This window comes from Dubosiella newyorkensis, assembly GCF_001945605.1.
GTDB lineage: Bacteria > Bacillota_I > Bacilli_A > Erysipelotrichales > Erysipelotrichaceae > Dubosiella > Dubosiella newyorkensis.
In genome coordinates this window covers 167,193-184,395 of the sequence record NZ_MPKA01000044.1, presented here as the reverse complement: position 1 = coordinate 184,395, position 17,203 = coordinate 167,193, and the positions used below count along the sequence as shown (strand labels likewise).

The following is a 17,203-nucleotide window of genomic DNA, read 5'->3' as shown; positions in this document are numbered from 1 at the left end:
GCTTGTTTTCGAGATTTCTTCTTTTTATGAACTGTTCTTCTGTTTTCAGTGTCATCTTTTTCCACAACTTTACTTTAGACCTTTTCTGTTGTGTCTTTTTCTCTTTTTCCGGTTTTCAAAGATCGATCCTCAGGACGATCCCTGGAAACTTGACAGGCTCTTTCCTCACGTCTCCACCTTTTCCTTCTTCGCTTTCTCCTTAGAAAGGAGGTGATCCATCCCCACGTTCCCGTAGGGATACCTTGTTACGACTTAACCCCAGTCATCGGCCCTGCCTTCGACGGCTCGCTCCCTTTCGGGTTGCGCCACCGGCTTCGGGCATTGCCCACTCCCATGGTTTGACGGGCGGTGTGTACAAGGCCCGAGAACGTATTCACCGCGGCATGCTGATCCGCGATTACTAGCGATTCCATCTTCACGGAGTCGGGTTGCAGACTCCGATCCGAACTGGGACGGCTTTTTTGGGATTCGCTCCTCCTTGCAGAGTCGCTGCCCTCTGTGGCCGCCATTGTAGTACGTGTGTAGCCCAGGCCATAAGGGGCATGATGATTTGACGTCATCCCCGCCTTCCTCCGGTTTCTCACCGGCAGTCTGATATGAGTCCCCATCTTCTGCTGGTAACATATCACGAGGGTTGCGCTCGTTGCCAGACTTAACTGAACATCTCACGACACGAGCTGACGACAACCATGCACCACCTGTATGGATGATACCCTCCGGCATATCTCTATCCCTTCGCATCCTATGTCAAGGCCTGGTAAGGTTCTTCGCGTTGCTTCGAATTAAACCACATACTCCACCGCTTGTGCGGGCCCCCGTCAATTCCTTTGAGTTTCACACTTGCGTGCATACTCCCCAGGCGGAGGACTCACTGCGTTGACTGCAGCACTGAAGTTTTACCTCCAACACTTGGTCCTCATCGTTTACAGCGTGGACTACTAGGGTATCTAATCCTATTTGCTCCCCACGCTTTCGTGCCTCAGCGTCAGATGCAGGCCAGACGGCCGCCTTCGCCACCGGTGTTCTTCCATATATCTACGCATTTTACCGCTACACATGGAGTTCCACCGTCCTCTCCTGCTCTCCAGCCGGACAGTTTCCGCAGCCCCTGAAGGTTGAGCCTCCAGTTTTTACTGCGGACTTGCCCGGCCGCCTGCGCACCCTTTACGCCCAATCATTCCGGATAACGCTCGCCACCTACGTATTACCGCGGCTGCTGGCACGTAGTTAGCCGTGACTTCCTCGCCGGGTACCATCACTCAGAAAGCTTTCCACTCTTTCTGCCTTTTGTCCCCGGCAACAGAGCTTTACGATCCGAAGACCTTCCTCGCTCACGCGGCATTGCTCGTTCAGGGTTCCCCCCATTGACGAAAATTCCCTACTGCTGCCTCCCGCAGGAGTCTGGGCCGTGTCTCAGTCCCAGTGTGGCCGTCCGCCCTCTCAGGCCGGCTATGCATCGTCGCCTTGGTGAGCCGTTACCTCTCCAACCAGCTAATGCACCGCAGGTCCATCTGCATGCGGGACTCTTGTCCCCTTTTCCAAAAAGAAGATGCCTCCTCTTTGCTCATCCGGTATCAGCTTCCGTTTCCAGAAGTTCTCCCGCTCATGCAGGCAGGTTCCCTACGTGTTACTCACCCGTTCGCCACTCATATCCGAAGATATCCGTTCGACTTGCATGTATTAGGCATGCCGCCAGCGTTCATCCTGAGCCAGGATCAAACTCTCCATTTGATATTGACTCTTTTTTTCTTTTCTCTGTTATCTGTCTTGATTGTTTTTCAGGTGTCTCAAGAAATCGACGTGATTTCTGTTTCTCTCGTACTTGTACGATTGTTTTTTTCTTTCCTGTCAAGTTTTCAAAGATCGTCCCTGCCTTGAAGCTCTCTGCCTCAACGCTCACTCATATTACCATGAATGAACTGTTCTGTCAACACTTTTTTCAATATTTTTTGAATATTTTTAGAGGACAGATTGAGGAGAAACCTCAACAGCTTGTTTATACTACTCCTCCTGATCCCTTTCCGTCAAGAAGAAATTTGTTTTTTCTTGTGGATGGATCTATGAAGTTCGTATGTCCTGCGTCTTTCTCAACGCTTGCTTATCATACTTCTTTTTTAACTATCTGTCAACTGTTATTTTGATTATTTTTCAATATTTTTAAATGACAGATCGCAATCAAAAAAAAAAGAGCTGAAGCTCTTTTCTATACACTACATTGCAAATAAACCAACACTAATATCCATAGCACCTTGGCTAATAAACATAGCGCCGATCAGCACGGTCAACAAATAGCCGCTCATTCCAGGATTGAACAAGAAGTAGCAACCAACGATCGCCATCAAAATCCCCAAAACAAGCATAAGCCACCAACTGCTGATTCCCGCAGATTTTACAGAGAATGACAACCAGATCCTTAAAGCCGCATCGATCACCAAGAACGCGCCGACCAACATTCCTAAGAAATTCATCATTCCATGGATGTTCATCAACAAAACGATCCCAAATACGATCAAAACGATTCCTAAGATCAAGTTGAAACGGAAAAATTGTTTAAAATCACCTTCCGCAAAATACGATAAGATCGCTGCGACACCATAGCCGATCATCATGCAACCCATCACTAGACCAAGAGTTCCCTCCGTAAGTCCAGGGTACATAAACAACCATACTCCAGCGATGCAAGAGATGATTCCCAAAACAATATACAAAATTTTTGTGCCAGTTCCTAAACCAGTCATAAATCTGACCTCCTCAAATATAGTTCCATTATAAGGAAGTCATTTCAAAAAATCAGTTGATGTGAATGAGATATTTTATCGAATATCGGGCCATAAATCAAGATAAAATTCAACCATTTTGCTTAAGCCGCCCAGAAGCCTCGATCCACTCCCTCGACTTCATCAAATCATCTGGAAATGTCTTAAAATCCTTCAGCTTCCACGTCCAATTTGAAGCACCCTCTACTTCAGGCGCATCGATCCTCGTATTGCCCTTATACCCGCAAACATCCTGCAAAGGCAAGATAACCGTATCCGCCTCGCTCTCTAGAGCGAACGCGCAAACCATATCATGAAAGCTTCGATATCCATACCCTCGTTTCTTAAAGAAGCGACGCAAGGCGATCCGCTTATTGCCATCAAAAGTCGCATACTCTTCTTCGATCGTTGGCATATCGTGCGTTGTCGTATAGACGACTGAATTTATTTTCACATCGCGCTTCAAACCCTTTGTATCTAGACGTGACAATAAAACATCCATTCCCGGAATCCCATATTGGTCTTCCAGCTCTTTCACTTCCGGACGCAAAGCGTCAAGATCTTGGGCCACAAGCTCAACAGAAGGGAGCGCCTTTTCGATCATCTCGATCAAAGCGCCCCGAGGACCAATGATCCACTTTCCATCGCGGACGGTTGTTGCTTCGGCCGGGATCCTCCAATACGTATCCATGGCGCTGAACGGCTCGATCCGAATGATCTCATAATATCGCGCCAACCAGCGCATCCGCTTTTGCCAAAAAGAATACTCTTCCGCTTTTTGTTTTTTAAAATCGTATAATACAAATTTCTCTGCTTCTTGATCACGGAACTTCTCAGGCATGCATCCACCCACATAAGACAACTTTCCTTCTTGATCCAACAAAAATTGACTTCGATCCGACCAAACCTCCGCACTATCGTGCAAAAGATAGAAAGGAGCGTCGCCCATGAGCCGGACCCCTTTCTCTTTGGCATACGCGACAACCTCATCCAATTGTTTATAAAATATAAATTGTAAAAACTCCAAATAAAGAAGTTCGTCGGCATGCTCTTTCAGATCCACATTCGAATGATCAAGAGGAAAATCACGATACTCTTCTTCCCATTTGTTCCACGGCTCGTTTTCATACAAAGATCTGAACAAAGCAAAACGCGTCCAATCCTCTAACCAAAACGCTTCTTCTTTAAACTTCTTGAATTCCGCTTGATAATCCCCATAAAACTTTTTGAAATTCCGAAATGCCTTCCTAAAGTATACTTCCTTAAAAGCACGCACTTCATCGTAATTCACAAAGTCTTTAAATTTATTACAATTGACGATCGAGCTCTGTGTCAAAAGCGACATTTCACTCAATCGATCAATATTGATATAAATGGGATCGCCCGCAAAACACGACACGCTCTCATAAGGAGAGTGCGAAGGGCCCATCGCTTGGATGGGCAAGATCTGCCATATCGAATAACCAGCTTCCGTAATATGATCAATCATTCTGAGCGTTTTTTGTCCAAGATCACCAATCCCTTGATTCCCTGGAACTGAAAATAAAGGAAGCAACAATCCAGCGCGTCTAACAGTCATACTCTCACCTGAAAACCCTTTCATTTTCCTTATATTAACACATAAGACGCGCTTTCACCATAAAAAAAAGTCCCATTTCATACAATGGGACATGATATTAAGAAAGCGTGCTCTCTTTAACTAATTGATCGAACTGCTCGATCGAATCCGCGATCGAATCCTCATCCAAAGACGCGAAAGAAATCTCCATCCAGCCCTCATCAAATTCAGGAAGTCCGATCCCACGCTGCTCTGCTAGTTCCTTGAACTTCTTTTGATCCACATTCGGTAAATGAACCAAATACGATAAATACGCTTCATTCAAAAAGAATTCAAACCCTTTCTTTTGAAGCTCTTCTTCCATTAAAAGCGACTTATCCCGATATTCCCGCTTCAGCTTTCGAACATGCCGTTCCAAATGACCATCCGCAATATAGTTCGCAAAAGCCATTTGTTCTAGCTTGCTAGCCATAGGACCATATTCCATCTTATGCGAACGATAATATTGATCCCACGTCTCATTCAGCACCAAATAACTGATTCGCACCGAAGGAAGAAGCAGTCGAGAAAACGACCCACAATAAATGACACGATCATTCGTATCCGCGCTATACATCGCCCGCCGGTTTTTAGAACGATACGTCAACTCACCATTATAATCATCTTCGATGATCAAAAAATCATGCTCTTCCGCCTGCTCTAGGACACGATCTCGCACCTCGTTTGAGATCGGTTCCCGTTTTTTCCCCGAAGAAGAAGAATTGATATATAAAATATCGATATCGTTCAAATGTTCGAGATCCACTTCCTTGATTTCCCAGCCATAGGACTCGAAGACCCTTTTCGCCTGTGGATGAAACGGATGCTCCATTCCCACGATCCCAGGCACATCGAACATGCCGCAAAGGACAAACAGCAACGTCTGATAATTCGGACCCACTAAGATCTGTTCAGTCAAACACATCACGCCACGGTTTTTATAGGCATATAAAGAAAGCGCCTGCCGCAGTGGAAATTCCCCTTGCGGATCTCCATAAGAACTCATTTGCTCCGCTTTGAACGCTTGCTTCAAATACCGCTTCCACGTTTGAATCTCGGAAGATTGAAGCGAAACGGAACGAGGCCGAAGATCAAGATCATATTCCTCTTCATATTCTTTCGCTGGCGTGCTCTCGATCTCCTTATGCATTTTGATCTGCGCTGGCTCTAAGCGCACGCGATAGCCCACCTTTTCGATCGATTCAATATATCCATCTAAAACGAGCTGTTCATACGCGTGTTCGATCGTCGTTTGCGAACATTGAAAGATCTCACACGACTTTCGAATGCTTGGCAGCGTGTCTTCTTTTTTTAAATACCCATCGAGAATCGCGTTTCGATAGTAATCATACACATGTTTATATTTTTTCATAATTTTTAGATCGTATTTAAGATCTCTTTCATCCTTTTAGCTAAGCCCTTTGTTTTTTCTAAAGAAAGCGAACAGATCGCGACACGGATGCCTTGATTGACCTTCACCGTATAAATATGTTCATCCATGAGCGCCTGATGGAAACGATCACGCAAATCATTGTCCATCGAAAGCGTTACGAAAAAGCCTTCCTTATAAGGATAATGCGCCAAGCCGACCTCGTTAGCCTCCTTCAAGAACAAATCGCTCCTTTTTTTAAGAAGATCTACATAATACGCCTTTTCTTTTTCATAATCTTCGAGGCGATGATCCATCACATCGACGAACATCGCCATCGCTCCATTGTTGATATTCGACCATGTCGCCCTGGCATCCTTTTCAAATACCGTCTTGACTTGATCGATCGCTTCTTCTTTTTTCGCTAGAAGAAGAGCCGCTCCGCAACGCAATCCATACGAAGTCATCGATTTCGATAAAGAGAAAGCGATCACGACCACGATATTGTCGCTGATTTGATCAAAAACCTCAAAATATTCCTTTGCCTTTTCTTGACGATACGAATAATCGATATAGGCGATATCGTTGAGCAAAACGACCGAATGCGTTTGAGAACAAACATTCAAGAACTCGATCACATCGCTCCATTCCTTCCGGCTCAAGGAATATCCTGTCGGATTATGACAAGGATCATTGATGATGATCACGAGCCGATCTTGTTTTTTCATCACTTCTTCGCACGTCTTTTTAAACGAATCCAGATCAAACCGGTCTCCATCAAAAAGATGATAGCGCGCCACATCCACATTATTCATTTGAGCCATGAGCGCGTACGATCCCCAAGCGATCTCAGGAATGATCAAGGTCTGTCCTGGATCGAGACACTCGTTGACGACCATGCCGACCGCTCCAGTTCCTCCAGGCGTCGCGATCACATCCGTATAGAGCGAAGAACGATCTTGAAGCACCCATTTTTTCACGTGATCCTTAAAATCAGGATTTCCGGTAAAGCTTGCCGCGTATTTGGCCAATACACGGTTATCTAAGTTTTTCAATGACTCGAATACAGAAGGCAAGGCCACCAATCGGCCCTCTTCATCATAGAGAGAACCGATCGTCGCGTCGACCACGGCGTCTTCTCCAAATTTCTCTTTTGCTTTTTTTGCTGCATCGACGATCACGAATACTGTATCCACGATCGGCTCTTGATTTACGCTATCTTTTACGAAATTCATTATTCGTTATTCTCCTTTCGCATCGTATACGATCCAAGCACTTTTGTTTGATCACACACGGAACGGATCGCATCCAGCGCCCTCTGATCTACATTGCCCTCGATCTCAATAAAGAAAAAATATTCAAACGGATGCCCTTTGAGCGGTCTTGATTGGATCGAACACATATTCAAATGTTGTCGGGAGATCTCCTCAATGACCTTACCTAAAGCGCCCACTTCGTTTTTAAAAGTAACACACATCGCAAAGCGGTCGCCCTCTTGATTCCGCTCTCTAGAAATCACAAGAAAGCGTGTCGTATTTTCACTATTTTCCTCGATACGGCTCGCCAAAATATTCAAATTATACAAAGCCGCATTTTCTTTCGCCCCGATCGCCGCTTTCGTCTTATCTCTTTGCATCGCAACATATTGAGCGGCCAAAGCGGTATTCGGATAGGCGACTGGCTGCGCATTCAAGCTTTGAATAAATTCCCTAGACTGGTTGAGCGCTTGATCCTTCGAATAAACCCATTCAATATCTTTTAAAGTCGCACCTTCGATCCCAAGCAAGCACTGCTCGATCTTTTGATCCCAAACTTGCTCAATAAAAACCGGATACTTCAACAGCGCATCGAGCACTTCGCCCACAAGACCAGAATTTGTATTTTCAAAAGGAATGACGCCAAATTCGATCTTTTTATCGACCAAGGCTTGAAACACATCCTCGAAATTGGAATACGCCACAAGTGTATGGTCATGGAACAAACGCTTGGCCACCATATGCGAAAAAGCGCCTTCGATCCCCGCATAGCCAACTTTTCCTTTGGCTAAAAGCGCCCGCTGATAATCACAAGATTCCGAGATCATAAAGCGCAGCACACGCTCATACGAGTCCATAAAAGCGGGATCCGTGATAAATTTCCGATTTTTTTGGACGATCGCCTCTTCTCTCGAGGTATCCACGACAGCTAGACCATGGGCTTGCTTATAGGCAGCCACATCTTGAAGCGTCTTCATTCGCTCCTCGTATAGACGAGCGAGTTCTCGATCGATCGAATCGATTTTGGCTCGCGCCTTCTCCAATTGATTCATAATCCACCTCTGAGTTATCATAACACTTTTTGTCATGCTTTTTTATTAAATAAATAAAAAAAAAAAGAGAAAACAATTCTCTTGATTCTTTTCACCAATTTTCTGAAATGTGTTTCATTCTTATGGTATCATGGAAATTGAGGTGAAAATATGCAACTTCAAGTCCAGCTGGAAGAACACAGCTACCCTATATATATAGAGCATCACGCTCTCGATCGAATCAAAAACTACCTCGATCCAAACCGAAAATACGCGATCGTCACCGACGATGGCCTCCCAAAAAAATGGGTCGACAAGCTGCAGGCGCAGCTTCCTAACGCTTTTGTGATCTGCTTTCCCCATGGTGAAGCCAACAAAAATCTCGAAACGTATCAAACAGTCATGAAAAAACTCATCGAACACCATATGTCAAGAAGCGATGCTTTGATCGCTTTAGGGGGCGGAGTCGTCGGCGATCTTGGCGGATTTGTCGCCAGCACCTATATGCGAGGCATTGATTTCTACAACATCCCTACGACCGTTCTATCCCAAGTGGATTCTAGCGTTGGCGGCAAAGTCGCGGTCGATTTCGACACCTATAAAAATATTATCGGCGCCTTTTACCAGCCAAAAGCTGTGATCATCGACCCTGAAACACTGACAACGCTCGATCCACGTCAAATTTCCAATGGTCTAGTCGAAGCCTTAAAAATGGGCTTGATCCTTGATGAAAGACTCGTGCAAGAATTTGAAAAAGACACGCTCGATCTAGATACGATCATCGCTGCTTCGATCGACCTCAAACGTCAAATCGTACAAGACGATGAAAAAGAACAAGGAAAAAGAGCGATCTTGAATTTCGGACATACGATCGGCCACGCCCTCGAAAGCCGATATTTCGATGTTCCTTATTATCATGGCGAGTGCATTGGCATGGGCATGCTCTTTTTTCTGAACGACCCCGCCCTTAAGCATCGGGTGGAAGCGATCTTGGAAAAGCTGAATATCCCATCCATTCCCGACTACGATCCCGAAGAGATCCTAAGCTACGTCAAGCACGATAAAAAAGGAAAAAGCGAAACGATCAACATCATCGAGGTCCCTAAAGCAGGCTCATGGCAAATGAAAACGATCACCTATCCAGAAATCAGACAGATCCTTCAAGGAGGCATTCATGAAAAATAGCTTTGGAACGAACTTGCAAATCACTGTATTCGGCGAAAGCCACGGACCTTGTATCGGGATCGTGCTCGATGGATTGCCAGCCGGCTTTTCAATCGACGAAAAGCAAATCGAACACGACATGGAACTTAGAAAGCCTAAAGGAAAAACCGGCACCCAACGCCATGAAGAAGACACGATCCATATCGTCTCTGGCTTCTTCAACGGCTATACGACCGGTTCTCCTTTGACGATCCTTATCGAAAACAAGGCGCAGCGCTCAAAAGACTACGCGCCTTTGAAATATCGTCTACGTCCTTCCCATGCCGATTGGAGCGCCTTTGAAAAATACCATGGCTACCAAGACTATCGAGGAGGCGGTCATTTTTCTGGCCGGCTCACCGCGCCCATCGTCGCGGCTGGTTCGATCTGCAAACAGATCCTGAATCAAAAAGGCGTCAAGATCGCGACCCATCTTGAAGCCCTTTATACTCTTGAGGACGATGCTTTTTCAACAAAAGCAGAAGAACTCGATCAACAAATCGATCTTCTCAACGAAAAGCAATTTCCAACACTCAATGAAAAAAAAGGCGAAGAAATGAAAACCGCGATCGAGCAAGCCGCCCTCGAAAAAGATTCCGTAGGCGGTATCTTAGAAAGCGCGATCACTCACTTTCCAGCAGGAATCGGAGAACCTTTCTTTGACAGCTTAGAAAGCTTGCTCGCGCACGCGCTCTTTTCCATTCCGGCAGTCAAAGGCGTCAGCTTTGGCCTAGGCTTTGATTTTGCCGCCAAAAAAGGAAGCGAAGCCAATGACGCCTTGTATGCGCACGATGGAAGGATCGAGACGACTTCCAACAACAATGCGGGCATCAATGGCGGCATTTCGAATGGAATGCCGATCTTGATCCATACCGTGATCAAGCCGACAGCTTCGATCTTCAAAGCGCAAAAATCTGTCGAATACGACACGAAAGAAAACATCGAACTCACGATCGAGGGACGTCACGACCCATGTATCGCCCATCGCGCGCGGATCGTTGTCGATTCTATGATCGCCTTCACGCTTTTGGATGCTTGGATGTCAAAGGCGGCCAAAGAAGAATTTGAAGAGGAAACCCTATGAAGATCCATATCCAACCTAGCCGATTAGAAGGCGCGCTTTGTGTTCCTCCTTCGAAATCGATGGGGCATAGAGCTTTGATCTGCGCCGGGCTCACGCAAGGAAGCAGCACGATTTTAGGCCTTGGCCATTCCAAAGATATGGAAGCGACGATCCAGTGCTTAGAAGCGCTGGGCGCTTCCTTTAAAAAAGAAAAAGAGACATGGCATGTGGTTGGATGCGATCCTAGAAGCTTGAATCGACCTGCCCAATTACATTGCAATGAATCTGGCTCCACCTTGCGTTTTCTTTTACCTGTCGCTTGTTTGAGCAAGGAGACGATCACCTTCTATGGAAAAGGTCGTTTGATGGAACGTCCGATGAAGATTTATCAAGACTTGTTCGAAGCCCAAGGATTGTGGTATAGCCAAACAAACGAAGCGATCAAAGCGCAAGGCCCCCTCCAGTCAGGAAACTTTACGCTTCCTGGAAACGTATCCAGCCAATTTATTTCGGGGCTCTTGTTCGCTCTTCCTTTGATGGAAAAAGAGAGCACGCTTCATATTCAAGGAAAGCTAGAATCCAAGAGCTATATCGATTTGACGCTCGATACTCTTGAAAAGGCGAACATAAAAATCACACCGATCGAGAATGGCTATGCGATTGAAGGCCATCAAACATATGCGCCAACAACGTATCACGTAGAAAAAGATTACTCGCAGCTCGCGTTTTTTGCGGTCTATGCCGCTTTGAAGGCGCCATTATCCTTTATCGAACTCGATCCCGATTCCAAGCAAGGCGATAAAACGATCTTAAAGATCCTAGAAAAAGCGGGCGCCTCGATCGAGTGGAAGGAACGAACATTAACGATCAAGCCTAGCCAGCTTCATGAACAAGTGATCGATCTAGCCGATTGTCCTGATTTAGGCCCTATCTTATGTGTATTGGCCGCTTATTGTCCTGGGCAGACCAAGATAATCCATGCCGGACGGCTCCGTATCAAAGAATCCGACCGGATCCAGGCGATGGAAGATGAATTAAAAAAATGGGGTGTCGATATCCAAAGCGATGAGGATACGATCACGATCAACGGGAAAAGAAACTATAAAAAAGAAGAAATCATAACTATGGAAGGTCATAATGATCATCGAATCGTGATGGCTTGCACGATCTTTGGCTTGTTGGCTTTATCGCCTTCCTGTATCTCGGGAGCTGAAGCGATCGAAAAATCATACCCAACATTTTTTGAAGATATCAAGCGACTGAAAGGAAAGGTGGAACTTGTATGAAGACGATCGGGATCGTCGGCCTAGGTGTCATGGGCGCTAGTTTTGCGATGCGCTGCAAACAGCTTGGCTACATTGTCTATGGGATCGATATCGACCATGAAACGATCGAATACGCATTGGATCACGACATGATCGATGAAGGAGATACAAAGGGGGATGGATCGTTGTGGAAATGCGATATGGTTCTTCTTGCACTCTATCCAAAGCAGCTCAAAAGCTGGATCGAACAAAACCAGAAGGAATTGAAACCCGGAACTTTATTGTTGGAGATCAGCGGCGTCAAGTCAAACATCTCGAAAGAGCTCCAAAATATTCTTCGTCCTGATCTCGAGCTTTTATCGATCCATCCCATGTGTGGCCGAGAATCGAGAGGGATCCGTTTCGCGGATCCTAAGATCTTCGAAAACGCCAACTTTATTATCATTCCGCTAGAAAACAATTCCACAAAAGCGGTCGTGGCGATCAGCGCGTTCGCGAAAGAGCTTGGATGTAAAAACATCGGTGTCCTCAGCGTAGAGGAACATGATCGGATGATCGGATTTTTATCCCAGCTGACTCACGTGATCGCTGTATCGCTCATGAACACGCATGAAAACGCGCACCTTGTGGAATATACAGGAGATAGTTTCCGCGATTTGACGCGGATCGCTAAGATCAACGAAGATATGTGGAGCGAACTCTTTGTTTTGAATAAAGAGATCTTGCTTGATGAGATCGATCAATTTATGGCTTCGATCCAAAACTTTCGAACTTTGCTTCAAAACGAAGACATTGATGGAATGAAGAAGGAATTTATCCAGTCAACGGACCGGCGAAAAAAATTTGACCAATAAAAAGAGGGTGGAAAGCCCTCTTTTTTAAGCACTAAGCTCCATCGCTTTTTGAAGCAGCGTTTGAGAACGAAGCAATGCGTCGCTTTCGATTTTACCGTTTCGAAGTTGATCCATCGCCACATCGAGATCGATCTCGCTCTCTTTTCCCAACATTTTCACGAGTGGACGAAGATGATCAAAATAATAGCCAACCGCGCTATTCACGTCATACGAACGTGGCAATTCGTTGTGTTCGATTTCGAGCATCATTTTAGCAAGCTGCAATCTTCCTTCCGAAGACAGATTTGTAGATTCCATATATACACCTTCTTATCTAATTCTCTCTACTCACCATCATAATGTTCTAAATCAAGAGGACATGCAATAGTTTGTCTAAACAAGACGGAAAAAGGACAAACCAAGCCAAATTTATTGCTCAAACAAAAATTTGGCAAACTCTTCCGGAATCACTTCCCCCATTTCCTGATACGCTCTTTGAAGTTTTGATGTATCAAAAATCACGAGGCGATGCCCCTCAAAATCTACTTCATTGAGTTTCATCAACGTCACTAAAACCCGCACCTCGTGAATAGAAGAATACTGTTCAAAAAAGTGATAATACGATTGAAGCGCCTCGTCCCCTACTGGATATGGATGCGACTTATTGCTTCTTTCGATCAATTCCGCTCGTGTGATCTTTTTCATCCCCGCCTCCACTTTCTTTTCAATCTATAATATAACGATGTGATCGTTTCAACGATCAAGATCCCTAGCGCTAAGACGCCCGCCACCGTCAATGTCTTCAAAAACAAAACAAGCGCCTCATAAGGGTCGTTCGTAATGATCTCGATCATCATATCGTACATCGTCCCCCCAGGAACAAGAGGAATCAAAGCGCACACGATAAAGGAAGTGACGGGTGTTTTCATCTTCCGCGCGCTTATTTCCGCAAAAACCGTAAAAACGATCGCCGCCATAAAATTCGCCGCCAGATCCGAAGCATGAAGCACCAAAAGCAGCTCATAGACAAATCCTCCAACCCCTCCAATCAAGCCAGCCACGAACAGCTTGCTCTTTTGCCGAATATTGAATAACACGCCAAACCCTAGACTGGCTAAAAAAGAGCCGAGTGCCGCTGTTAAAATTTGATGCATCGCCTACCTCCAGATATACAAGATCACGCCTGCCCCGATGGCGATCGCGGTCGCGCATAAAAAAGCTTCCGCTCCCCGCGCAAGTCCAGATAAATAATCGGTCGACATCGTATCCCGGATCGCGTTGGTGATCGCAAGTCCTGGAACAAGAAGCATGATGCTCGAGATCACCATCACATTGATATTCGCTTCCGGCACGAAAGAGTGGATCTCGACCGACATCCAGGCCGCCACCATCGCGCACACCAAATTGTTTAAGAAATCATTCACTTTTAAGCTTGTCAAACACCAGCCTGCGCATCGGATCATGATCCCGATACCAAAAGAGGCGAGCATCTCCTGCCAATTCCCTTTAAAAAAGATCGCGAACCCAAAAGCGCCAAGCGCCCCAAAAAGCGTGGTCGTTAAAAAGGAATATCGTTTTTGATTAGCGATCCGATCGAGCTCTTCTTCGATGCGCGCCGTGCTCAAATGCTGGTGGACACACGTTCTCGAAAGCTGATTGATCTGATCGATCGTATCGACATTCACGTTTCGATTCCGCACCCTGGCAATGTGGGTGCGTGTCTTGCCTTCGACGTTGATCGAAAGCATGATTCCTGTTGCTGTCACATAGCTTTGCACAGATTCCACTTCTTGAAAACTCTTTGCGATCCGGTTCATCGTATCCTCTACCCGATACACTTCCGCCCCGCTAGACATCAGCATCGTGCCTACTCGCATCACTGTATTTAAAAGCTGTTCAACTTCCATATCTTTTCCTCACATATTGTCTTTTTACAGTATACAATGGAACTGCGAAAGAGAGGTAGTCCAAATGCTTTCAAGCTATCGAAGAGCCTTGCATCAGATTCCAGAGCTTAAACTGGATACAACACAAACAGCCACCTATATCAAAAACCACTTGGAGCCTATGAAATGCGAATTAACATCTTTGATTCCCAATTCTATTTGCGCGTATTTTGATTTCGGACAAGAACAGACACTCGCATTCCGTTCTGACATGGACGCGCTTCCGATCCTTGAACAAAACGAAATCGCCTATCGATCTAAAAACTCGAATATGCACGCGTGCGGTCATGATGGACATATGAGCATTTTATTAGGTTTCGCTGATCACATCGACCAGCTCGAACAAGCGCCCTACAACATCTTGCTGATCTTTCAGCCAGGCGAAGAAGATCCCGGCGGCGCCCAGCTCCTGATCGATGCTGGATTATTCGAACGATATTCGATCGACGCGATCTTTGGCTTGCATATTTATCCCCATCTTCCTTCTGGACAGATCGTCTCGAAAAAAGGGGTCATGATGGCGGGCGCCTGCGATCTCAATATCGAGATCTATGGAAAAGCTTCTCACGCCGCTCAACCAGAAAGAGGAATCAACGCCTTAAAGGCGGCTGCCCAATTCATCACCAAAACATTAGCCCAAGAAGAACAGCTTTTTGAAAAAGATGTGTATCATCTGTTGCATTATGGCCTCATAGAGAGTGGCTCCGCCTTCAACGTCGTGGCGAATCACGCAAGCATAAAAGGGACGATTCGCTATTTTGATCCTTATGTTTTTGATCAAATCGTCGACCTGCTCAAAAAAGAACTCTCTATTCTTCAAGAAAGGATGGGTATTCATTATGCCTTCTCGATCGACCAGCATTATCCGCCTCTCTACAACGATCAAAATCTCTTTGAAAATATCCAAAAAGAGATCCCGTTCGCGAATCTAGAAGCGCCTGTCCTGATCGCGGAAGACTTTGCCTTCTACGGGAAATATGCGCCTAGTTTTTTCTGTTTTATTGGAAGCGGCATGGAGGAAGCGCTCCACAGCGATACGTTTAATTTTGATGAAAGTTTATTGACATCTGGTGTATCATTCTATATAGATGTATTGAATCATTTAAAAATCAAAAAGAACACATAAGGGGGATCAACTATGTTTGAATATTCTTTAGGCACGATCCGTTCGCAGATCGTGTTAAAAAACGCCAAAATCATGAATGTCTTCAGCAACGAGTGGCTCGAGCAAGACATCGCGATCCAGTATGGAACGATCGTTGGCGTCGGCCAATACGAAGGTGAGATCGAGATCGATCTGAGTGGAAAGTATATCGTGCCTGGCTTCATTGACGCCCATATGCACATCGAATCCTCGATGCTTGCTCCAGAAGAGCTCTCCAAAGCGCTCCTTCAAGAAGGAACGACGACGATTTTGGCTGATCCGCACGAGATCGTCAACGTCAAGGGAAAAGAAGCGCTCGAATATATGCTCAAAGCCAACGCCAACACGATCTTAGATATTTATACGATGCTTCCCTCTTCGGTTCCTGCCACAGAGCTTGACACGAATGGGGCAGGCACTTTCATGCTGCAAGATATGGAAGCGTATTCGAAGCACCCGGATGTGCTCGGTCTAGGGGAAGCGATGCGTCTTGAAGATGTGATCTATGAAGAGCCTGGCATGATGGCAAAATTTGAATTGTTCAAAGACAAGCCAATCGATGGCCATGCCCCAGGCTGCGCTGGAAAAAAGCTAGAAGCCTATCGTTTCGCGGATGTTCTCACTGACCATGAAAGCGCAGCGTATGAAGAAGCTCTCGCTAAGCTAAGAGCCGGTTTCTTTGTCTTGTTGAGAGATGGAAGCCAAGCCCACGATCTTGAGCCGATCGTCCAAGGCTTTGTCAAGAACCATATTCCTTTTGATCGCTGCGCGTATTGTACCGATGATAAGCATATCGCCGATATTTTAAGAGAAGGCCATATTTCGGCCTGCATCAAAAAAGCGATCCAGTGTGGCGTGAATCTTTTTGACGCTTATAAAATGGCGACGATCAATCCTGCCCAAATGTATAAGCTGAAACGGAAAGGCGCGATCGCGGCCGGCTACCAAGCCGATCTAGTGATCTTGAACGATCCAGAAACAGTCGAGATCGATTCTGTCATCAAAAATGGACATCGTGCTTCCTTAAAGCACTTAAAGCCGATCGATCCATCCACTCTGCTCGATACTGTCACGATTCCAGCCATCACGAGCGAGTCGATCGAAATCAAGAAAAAAGAGAAAAACGATGTGATCGAGCTCGTACCAAACTCCTTGTTGACAAAACACCTTCAAGAAGAAGTACCTGGCATGATTTATTTTGAACCTGATGGTCTCTACAATAAGCTCGTCGTTGTCGAACGCCACGGGAAAAATGGAAACATCAGCGCCGGCATCCTTAAAGGCTATGGTCTAAAAAATGGAGCGCTCGCCTCCACGATCAGTCACGATTCTCACAATATGATCATCGTTGGCGACAACGATAAAGACATTCTCTTGGCGGCAAAAACCTTAGCCGACATCCATGGAGGCTATGTCCTTGTCAAAGACCATGAAGTGAAACATATTTTGCCGCTTCCGATCGGAGGGCTCATGAGCATGGATAAAGCGAGCCAAGTCGCGGCTTTAGCAAGTTCGCTCGAGCACGAAGCCCACGAAATGGGTGTGAGTGAGACGATCGATCCATTTAACGCGCTCGCTTTTCTTTCCTTGCCAGTAATCCCAAGTATCCGCCTGATGGATACGGGTTTGTACGATGTTGAAAAGCAAACCTTTATTGATTGATGTATTGAACCTAGATCCATGGATTTGGATCTAGGTTTTTTAGAAATTTTTTGTTCACCCCCTCCCCCCCCCCCGAAA

General features: G+C 45.7%; 15 protein-coding genes and 1 rRNA gene. 6 read left to right on the top strand and 10 right to left on the bottom strand.

Features of this window, described 5'->3' with window-relative positions:
- Positions 1-203: 203 nt before the first annotated feature.
- The 6 genes from BO225_RS02530 to BO225_RS02505 form a co-directional block, all read right to left on the bottom strand.
- A 16S ribosomal RNA gene (locus tag BO225_RS02530) occupies positions 204-1,731 on the bottom strand.
- 479 nt (positions 1,732-2,210) lie between these two features.
- On the bottom strand, positions 2,211-2,738 hold the full coding sequence (locus tag BO225_RS02525; RefSeq protein ID WP_076340701.1) for an HdeD family acid-resistance protein: 528 nt from the start codon (positions 2,736-2,738) through the stop codon (positions 2,211-2,213).
- A gap of 109 nt (positions 2,739-2,847) precedes the next feature.
- Complete coding sequence (malQ, locus tag BO225_RS02520) at positions 2,848-4,335, bottom strand: 4-alpha-glucanotransferase (protein WP_076340700.1); 1,488 nt, start codon at positions 4,333-4,335, stop codon at positions 2,848-2,850.
- Between the two features lie 97 nt (positions 4,336-4,432).
- A complete protein-coding gene (locus BO225_RS02515; RefSeq protein ID WP_076340699.1) occupies positions 4,433-5,725 on the bottom strand; it encodes an aminotransferase-like domain-containing protein in 1,293 nt (430 codons plus the stop codon).
- A 5-nt stretch (positions 5,726-5,730) separates the two neighbouring features.
- The gene (locus BO225_RS02510) at positions 5,731-6,957 is read right to left on the bottom strand and encodes a pyridoxal phosphate-dependent aminotransferase (protein WP_076340698.1); all 1,227 of its coding nucleotides are present in this window, start codon (positions 6,955-6,957) and stop codon (positions 5,731-5,733) included.
- The gene (locus BO225_RS02505; RefSeq protein ID WP_076340697.1) at positions 6,957-8,030 is read right to left on the bottom strand and encodes a bifunctional chorismate mutase/prephenate dehydratase; all 1,074 of its coding nucleotides are present in this window, start codon (positions 8,028-8,030) and stop codon (positions 6,957-6,959) included. The genes BO225_RS02510 and BO225_RS02505 overlap by 1 nt, the downstream gene beginning before the upstream one ends.
- 150 nt (positions 8,031-8,180) lie before the next feature.
- On the opposite strand from BO225_RS02505, the gene aroB reads away from it, so the two are divergent.
- The 4 genes from aroB to BO225_RS02485 are packed head-to-tail and all read left to right on the top strand — an operon-like array spanning position 8,181 to position 12,394.
- Entirely contained in the window at positions 8,181-9,194 is a 1,014-nt protein-coding gene (aroB, locus tag BO225_RS02500; protein ID WP_076340696.1) for a 3-dehydroquinate synthase, read from the top strand.
- The gene (gene aroC / locus BO225_RS02495) at positions 9,184-10,296 is read left to right on the top strand and encodes a chorismate synthase (RefSeq protein WP_076340695.1); all 1,113 of its coding nucleotides are present in this window, start codon (positions 9,184-9,186) and stop codon (positions 10,294-10,296) included. Before aroB ends, aroC begins: the two co-directional genes overlap by 11 nt.
- Complete coding sequence (gene aroA, locus BO225_RS02490) at positions 10,293-11,561, top strand: 3-phosphoshikimate 1-carboxyvinyltransferase (protein WP_076340694.1); 1,269 nt, start codon at positions 10,293-10,295, stop codon at positions 11,559-11,561. Before aroC ends, aroA begins: the two co-directional genes overlap by 4 nt.
- The gene (locus tag BO225_RS02485; RefSeq protein ID WP_076340693.1) at positions 11,558-12,394 is read left to right on the top strand and encodes a prephenate dehydrogenase; all 837 of its coding nucleotides are present in this window, start codon (positions 11,558-11,560) and stop codon (positions 12,392-12,394) included. The genes aroA and BO225_RS02485 overlap by 4 nt, the downstream gene beginning before the upstream one ends.
- Before the next feature lie 24 nt (positions 12,395-12,418).
- Here the strand turns inward: BO225_RS02485 and BO225_RS02480 are convergent, their stop codons facing one another.
- The 4 genes from BO225_RS02480 to BO225_RS02465 all read right to left on the bottom strand — a co-directional run bounded on the left by BO225_RS02480 (position 12,419) and on the right by BO225_RS02465 (position 14,280).
- Positions 12,419-12,691: a hypothetical protein gene (locus BO225_RS02480; RefSeq protein ID WP_076340692.1), complete on the bottom strand. Its 273-nt coding sequence runs from the start codon at positions 12,689-12,691 to the stop codon at positions 12,419-12,421.
- 111 nt (positions 12,692-12,802) lie between these two features.
- On the bottom strand, positions 12,803-13,078 hold the full coding sequence (locus BO225_RS02475) for a hypothetical protein (protein ID WP_076340691.1): 276 nt from the start codon (positions 13,076-13,078) through the stop codon (positions 12,803-12,805).
- Positions 13,075-13,527, bottom strand: coding sequence for a threonine/serine exporter family protein (locus tag BO225_RS02470; protein ID WP_076340690.1), 453 nt, complete (start codon positions 13,525-13,527; stop codon positions 13,075-13,077). Before BO225_RS02470 ends, BO225_RS02475 begins: the two co-directional genes overlap by 4 nt.
- Before the next feature lie 3 nt (positions 13,528-13,530).
- The gene (locus BO225_RS02465; RefSeq protein ID WP_076340689.1) at positions 13,531-14,280 is read right to left on the bottom strand and encodes a threonine/serine exporter family protein; all 750 of its coding nucleotides are present in this window, start codon (positions 14,278-14,280) and stop codon (positions 13,531-13,533) included.
- A 64-nt stretch (positions 14,281-14,344) separates the two neighbouring features.
- Here BO225_RS02465 and BO225_RS02460 point away from each other — a divergent pair, with 64 nt between their 5' ends.
- Both BO225_RS02460 and ade read left to right on the top strand, forming a co-directional pair.
- The gene (locus BO225_RS02460) at positions 14,345-15,445 is read left to right on the top strand and encodes a M20 metallopeptidase family protein (RefSeq protein WP_076340688.1); all 1,101 of its coding nucleotides are present in this window, start codon (positions 14,345-14,347) and stop codon (positions 15,443-15,445) included.
- 12 nt (positions 15,446-15,457) lie between these two features.
- Positions 15,458-17,125: an adenine deaminase gene (gene ade / locus BO225_RS02455; RefSeq protein ID WP_076340687.1), complete on the top strand. Its 1,668-nt coding sequence runs from the start codon at positions 15,458-15,460 to the stop codon at positions 17,123-17,125.
- The last annotated feature ends 78 nt before the right edge of the window (positions 17,126-17,203 follow it).

Bases quoted from the DNA above. Each gene is read 5' to 3' on its own strand.
- BO225_RS02515 (WP_076340699.1), bottom strand. From the start codon at position 5,725: ATGAAAAAATATAAACATGTGTATGATTACTATCGAAACGCGATTCTC.
- BO225_RS02480 (WP_076340692.1), bottom strand. From the start codon at position 12,691: ATGGAATCTACAAATCTGTCTTCGGAAGGAAGATTGCAGCTTGCTAAA.
- BO225_RS02525 (WP_076340701.1), bottom strand. From the start codon at position 2,738: ATGACTGGTTTAGGAACTGGCACAAAAATTTTGTATATTGTTTTGGGA.
- BO225_RS02465 (WP_076340689.1), bottom strand. From the start codon at position 14,280: ATGGAAGTTGAACAGCTTTTAAATACAGTGATGCGAGTAGGCACGATG.
- aroB (WP_076340696.1), top strand. From the start codon at position 8,181: ATGCAACTTCAAGTCCAGCTGGAAGAACACAGCTACCCTATATATATA.
- BO225_RS02510 (WP_076340698.1), bottom strand. From the start codon at position 6,957: ATGAATTTCGTAAAAGATAGCGTAAATCAAGAGCCGATCGTGGATACA.
- aroC (WP_076340695.1), top strand. From the start codon at position 9,184: ATGAAAAATAGCTTTGGAACGAACTTGCAAATCACTGTATTCGGCGAA.
- BO225_RS02475 (WP_076340691.1), bottom strand. From the start codon at position 13,078: ATGAAAAAGATCACACGAGCGGAATTGATCGAAAGAAGCAATAAGTCG.
- aroA (WP_076340694.1), top strand. From the start codon at position 10,293: ATGAAGATCCATATCCAACCTAGCCGATTAGAAGGCGCGCTTTGTGTT.
- ade (WP_076340687.1), top strand. From the start codon at position 15,458: ATGTTTGAATATTCTTTAGGCACGATCCGTTCGCAGATCGTGTTAAAA.
- malQ (WP_076340700.1), bottom strand. From the start codon at position 4,335: ATGACTGTTAGACGCGCTGGATTGTTGCTTCCTTTATTTTCAGTTCCA.
- BO225_RS02485 (WP_076340693.1), top strand. From the start codon at position 11,558: ATGAAGACGATCGGGATCGTCGGCCTAGGTGTCATGGGCGCTAGTTTT.
- BO225_RS02460 (WP_076340688.1), top strand. From the start codon at position 14,345: ATGCTTTCAAGCTATCGAAGAGCCTTGCATCAGATTCCAGAGCTTAAA.
- BO225_RS02470 (WP_076340690.1), bottom strand. From the start codon at position 13,527: ATGCATCAAATTTTAACAGCGGCACTCGGCTCTTTTTTAGCCAGTCTA.
- BO225_RS02505 (WP_076340697.1), bottom strand. From the start codon at position 8,030: ATGAATCAATTGGAGAAGGCGCGAGCCAAAATCGATTCGATCGATCGA.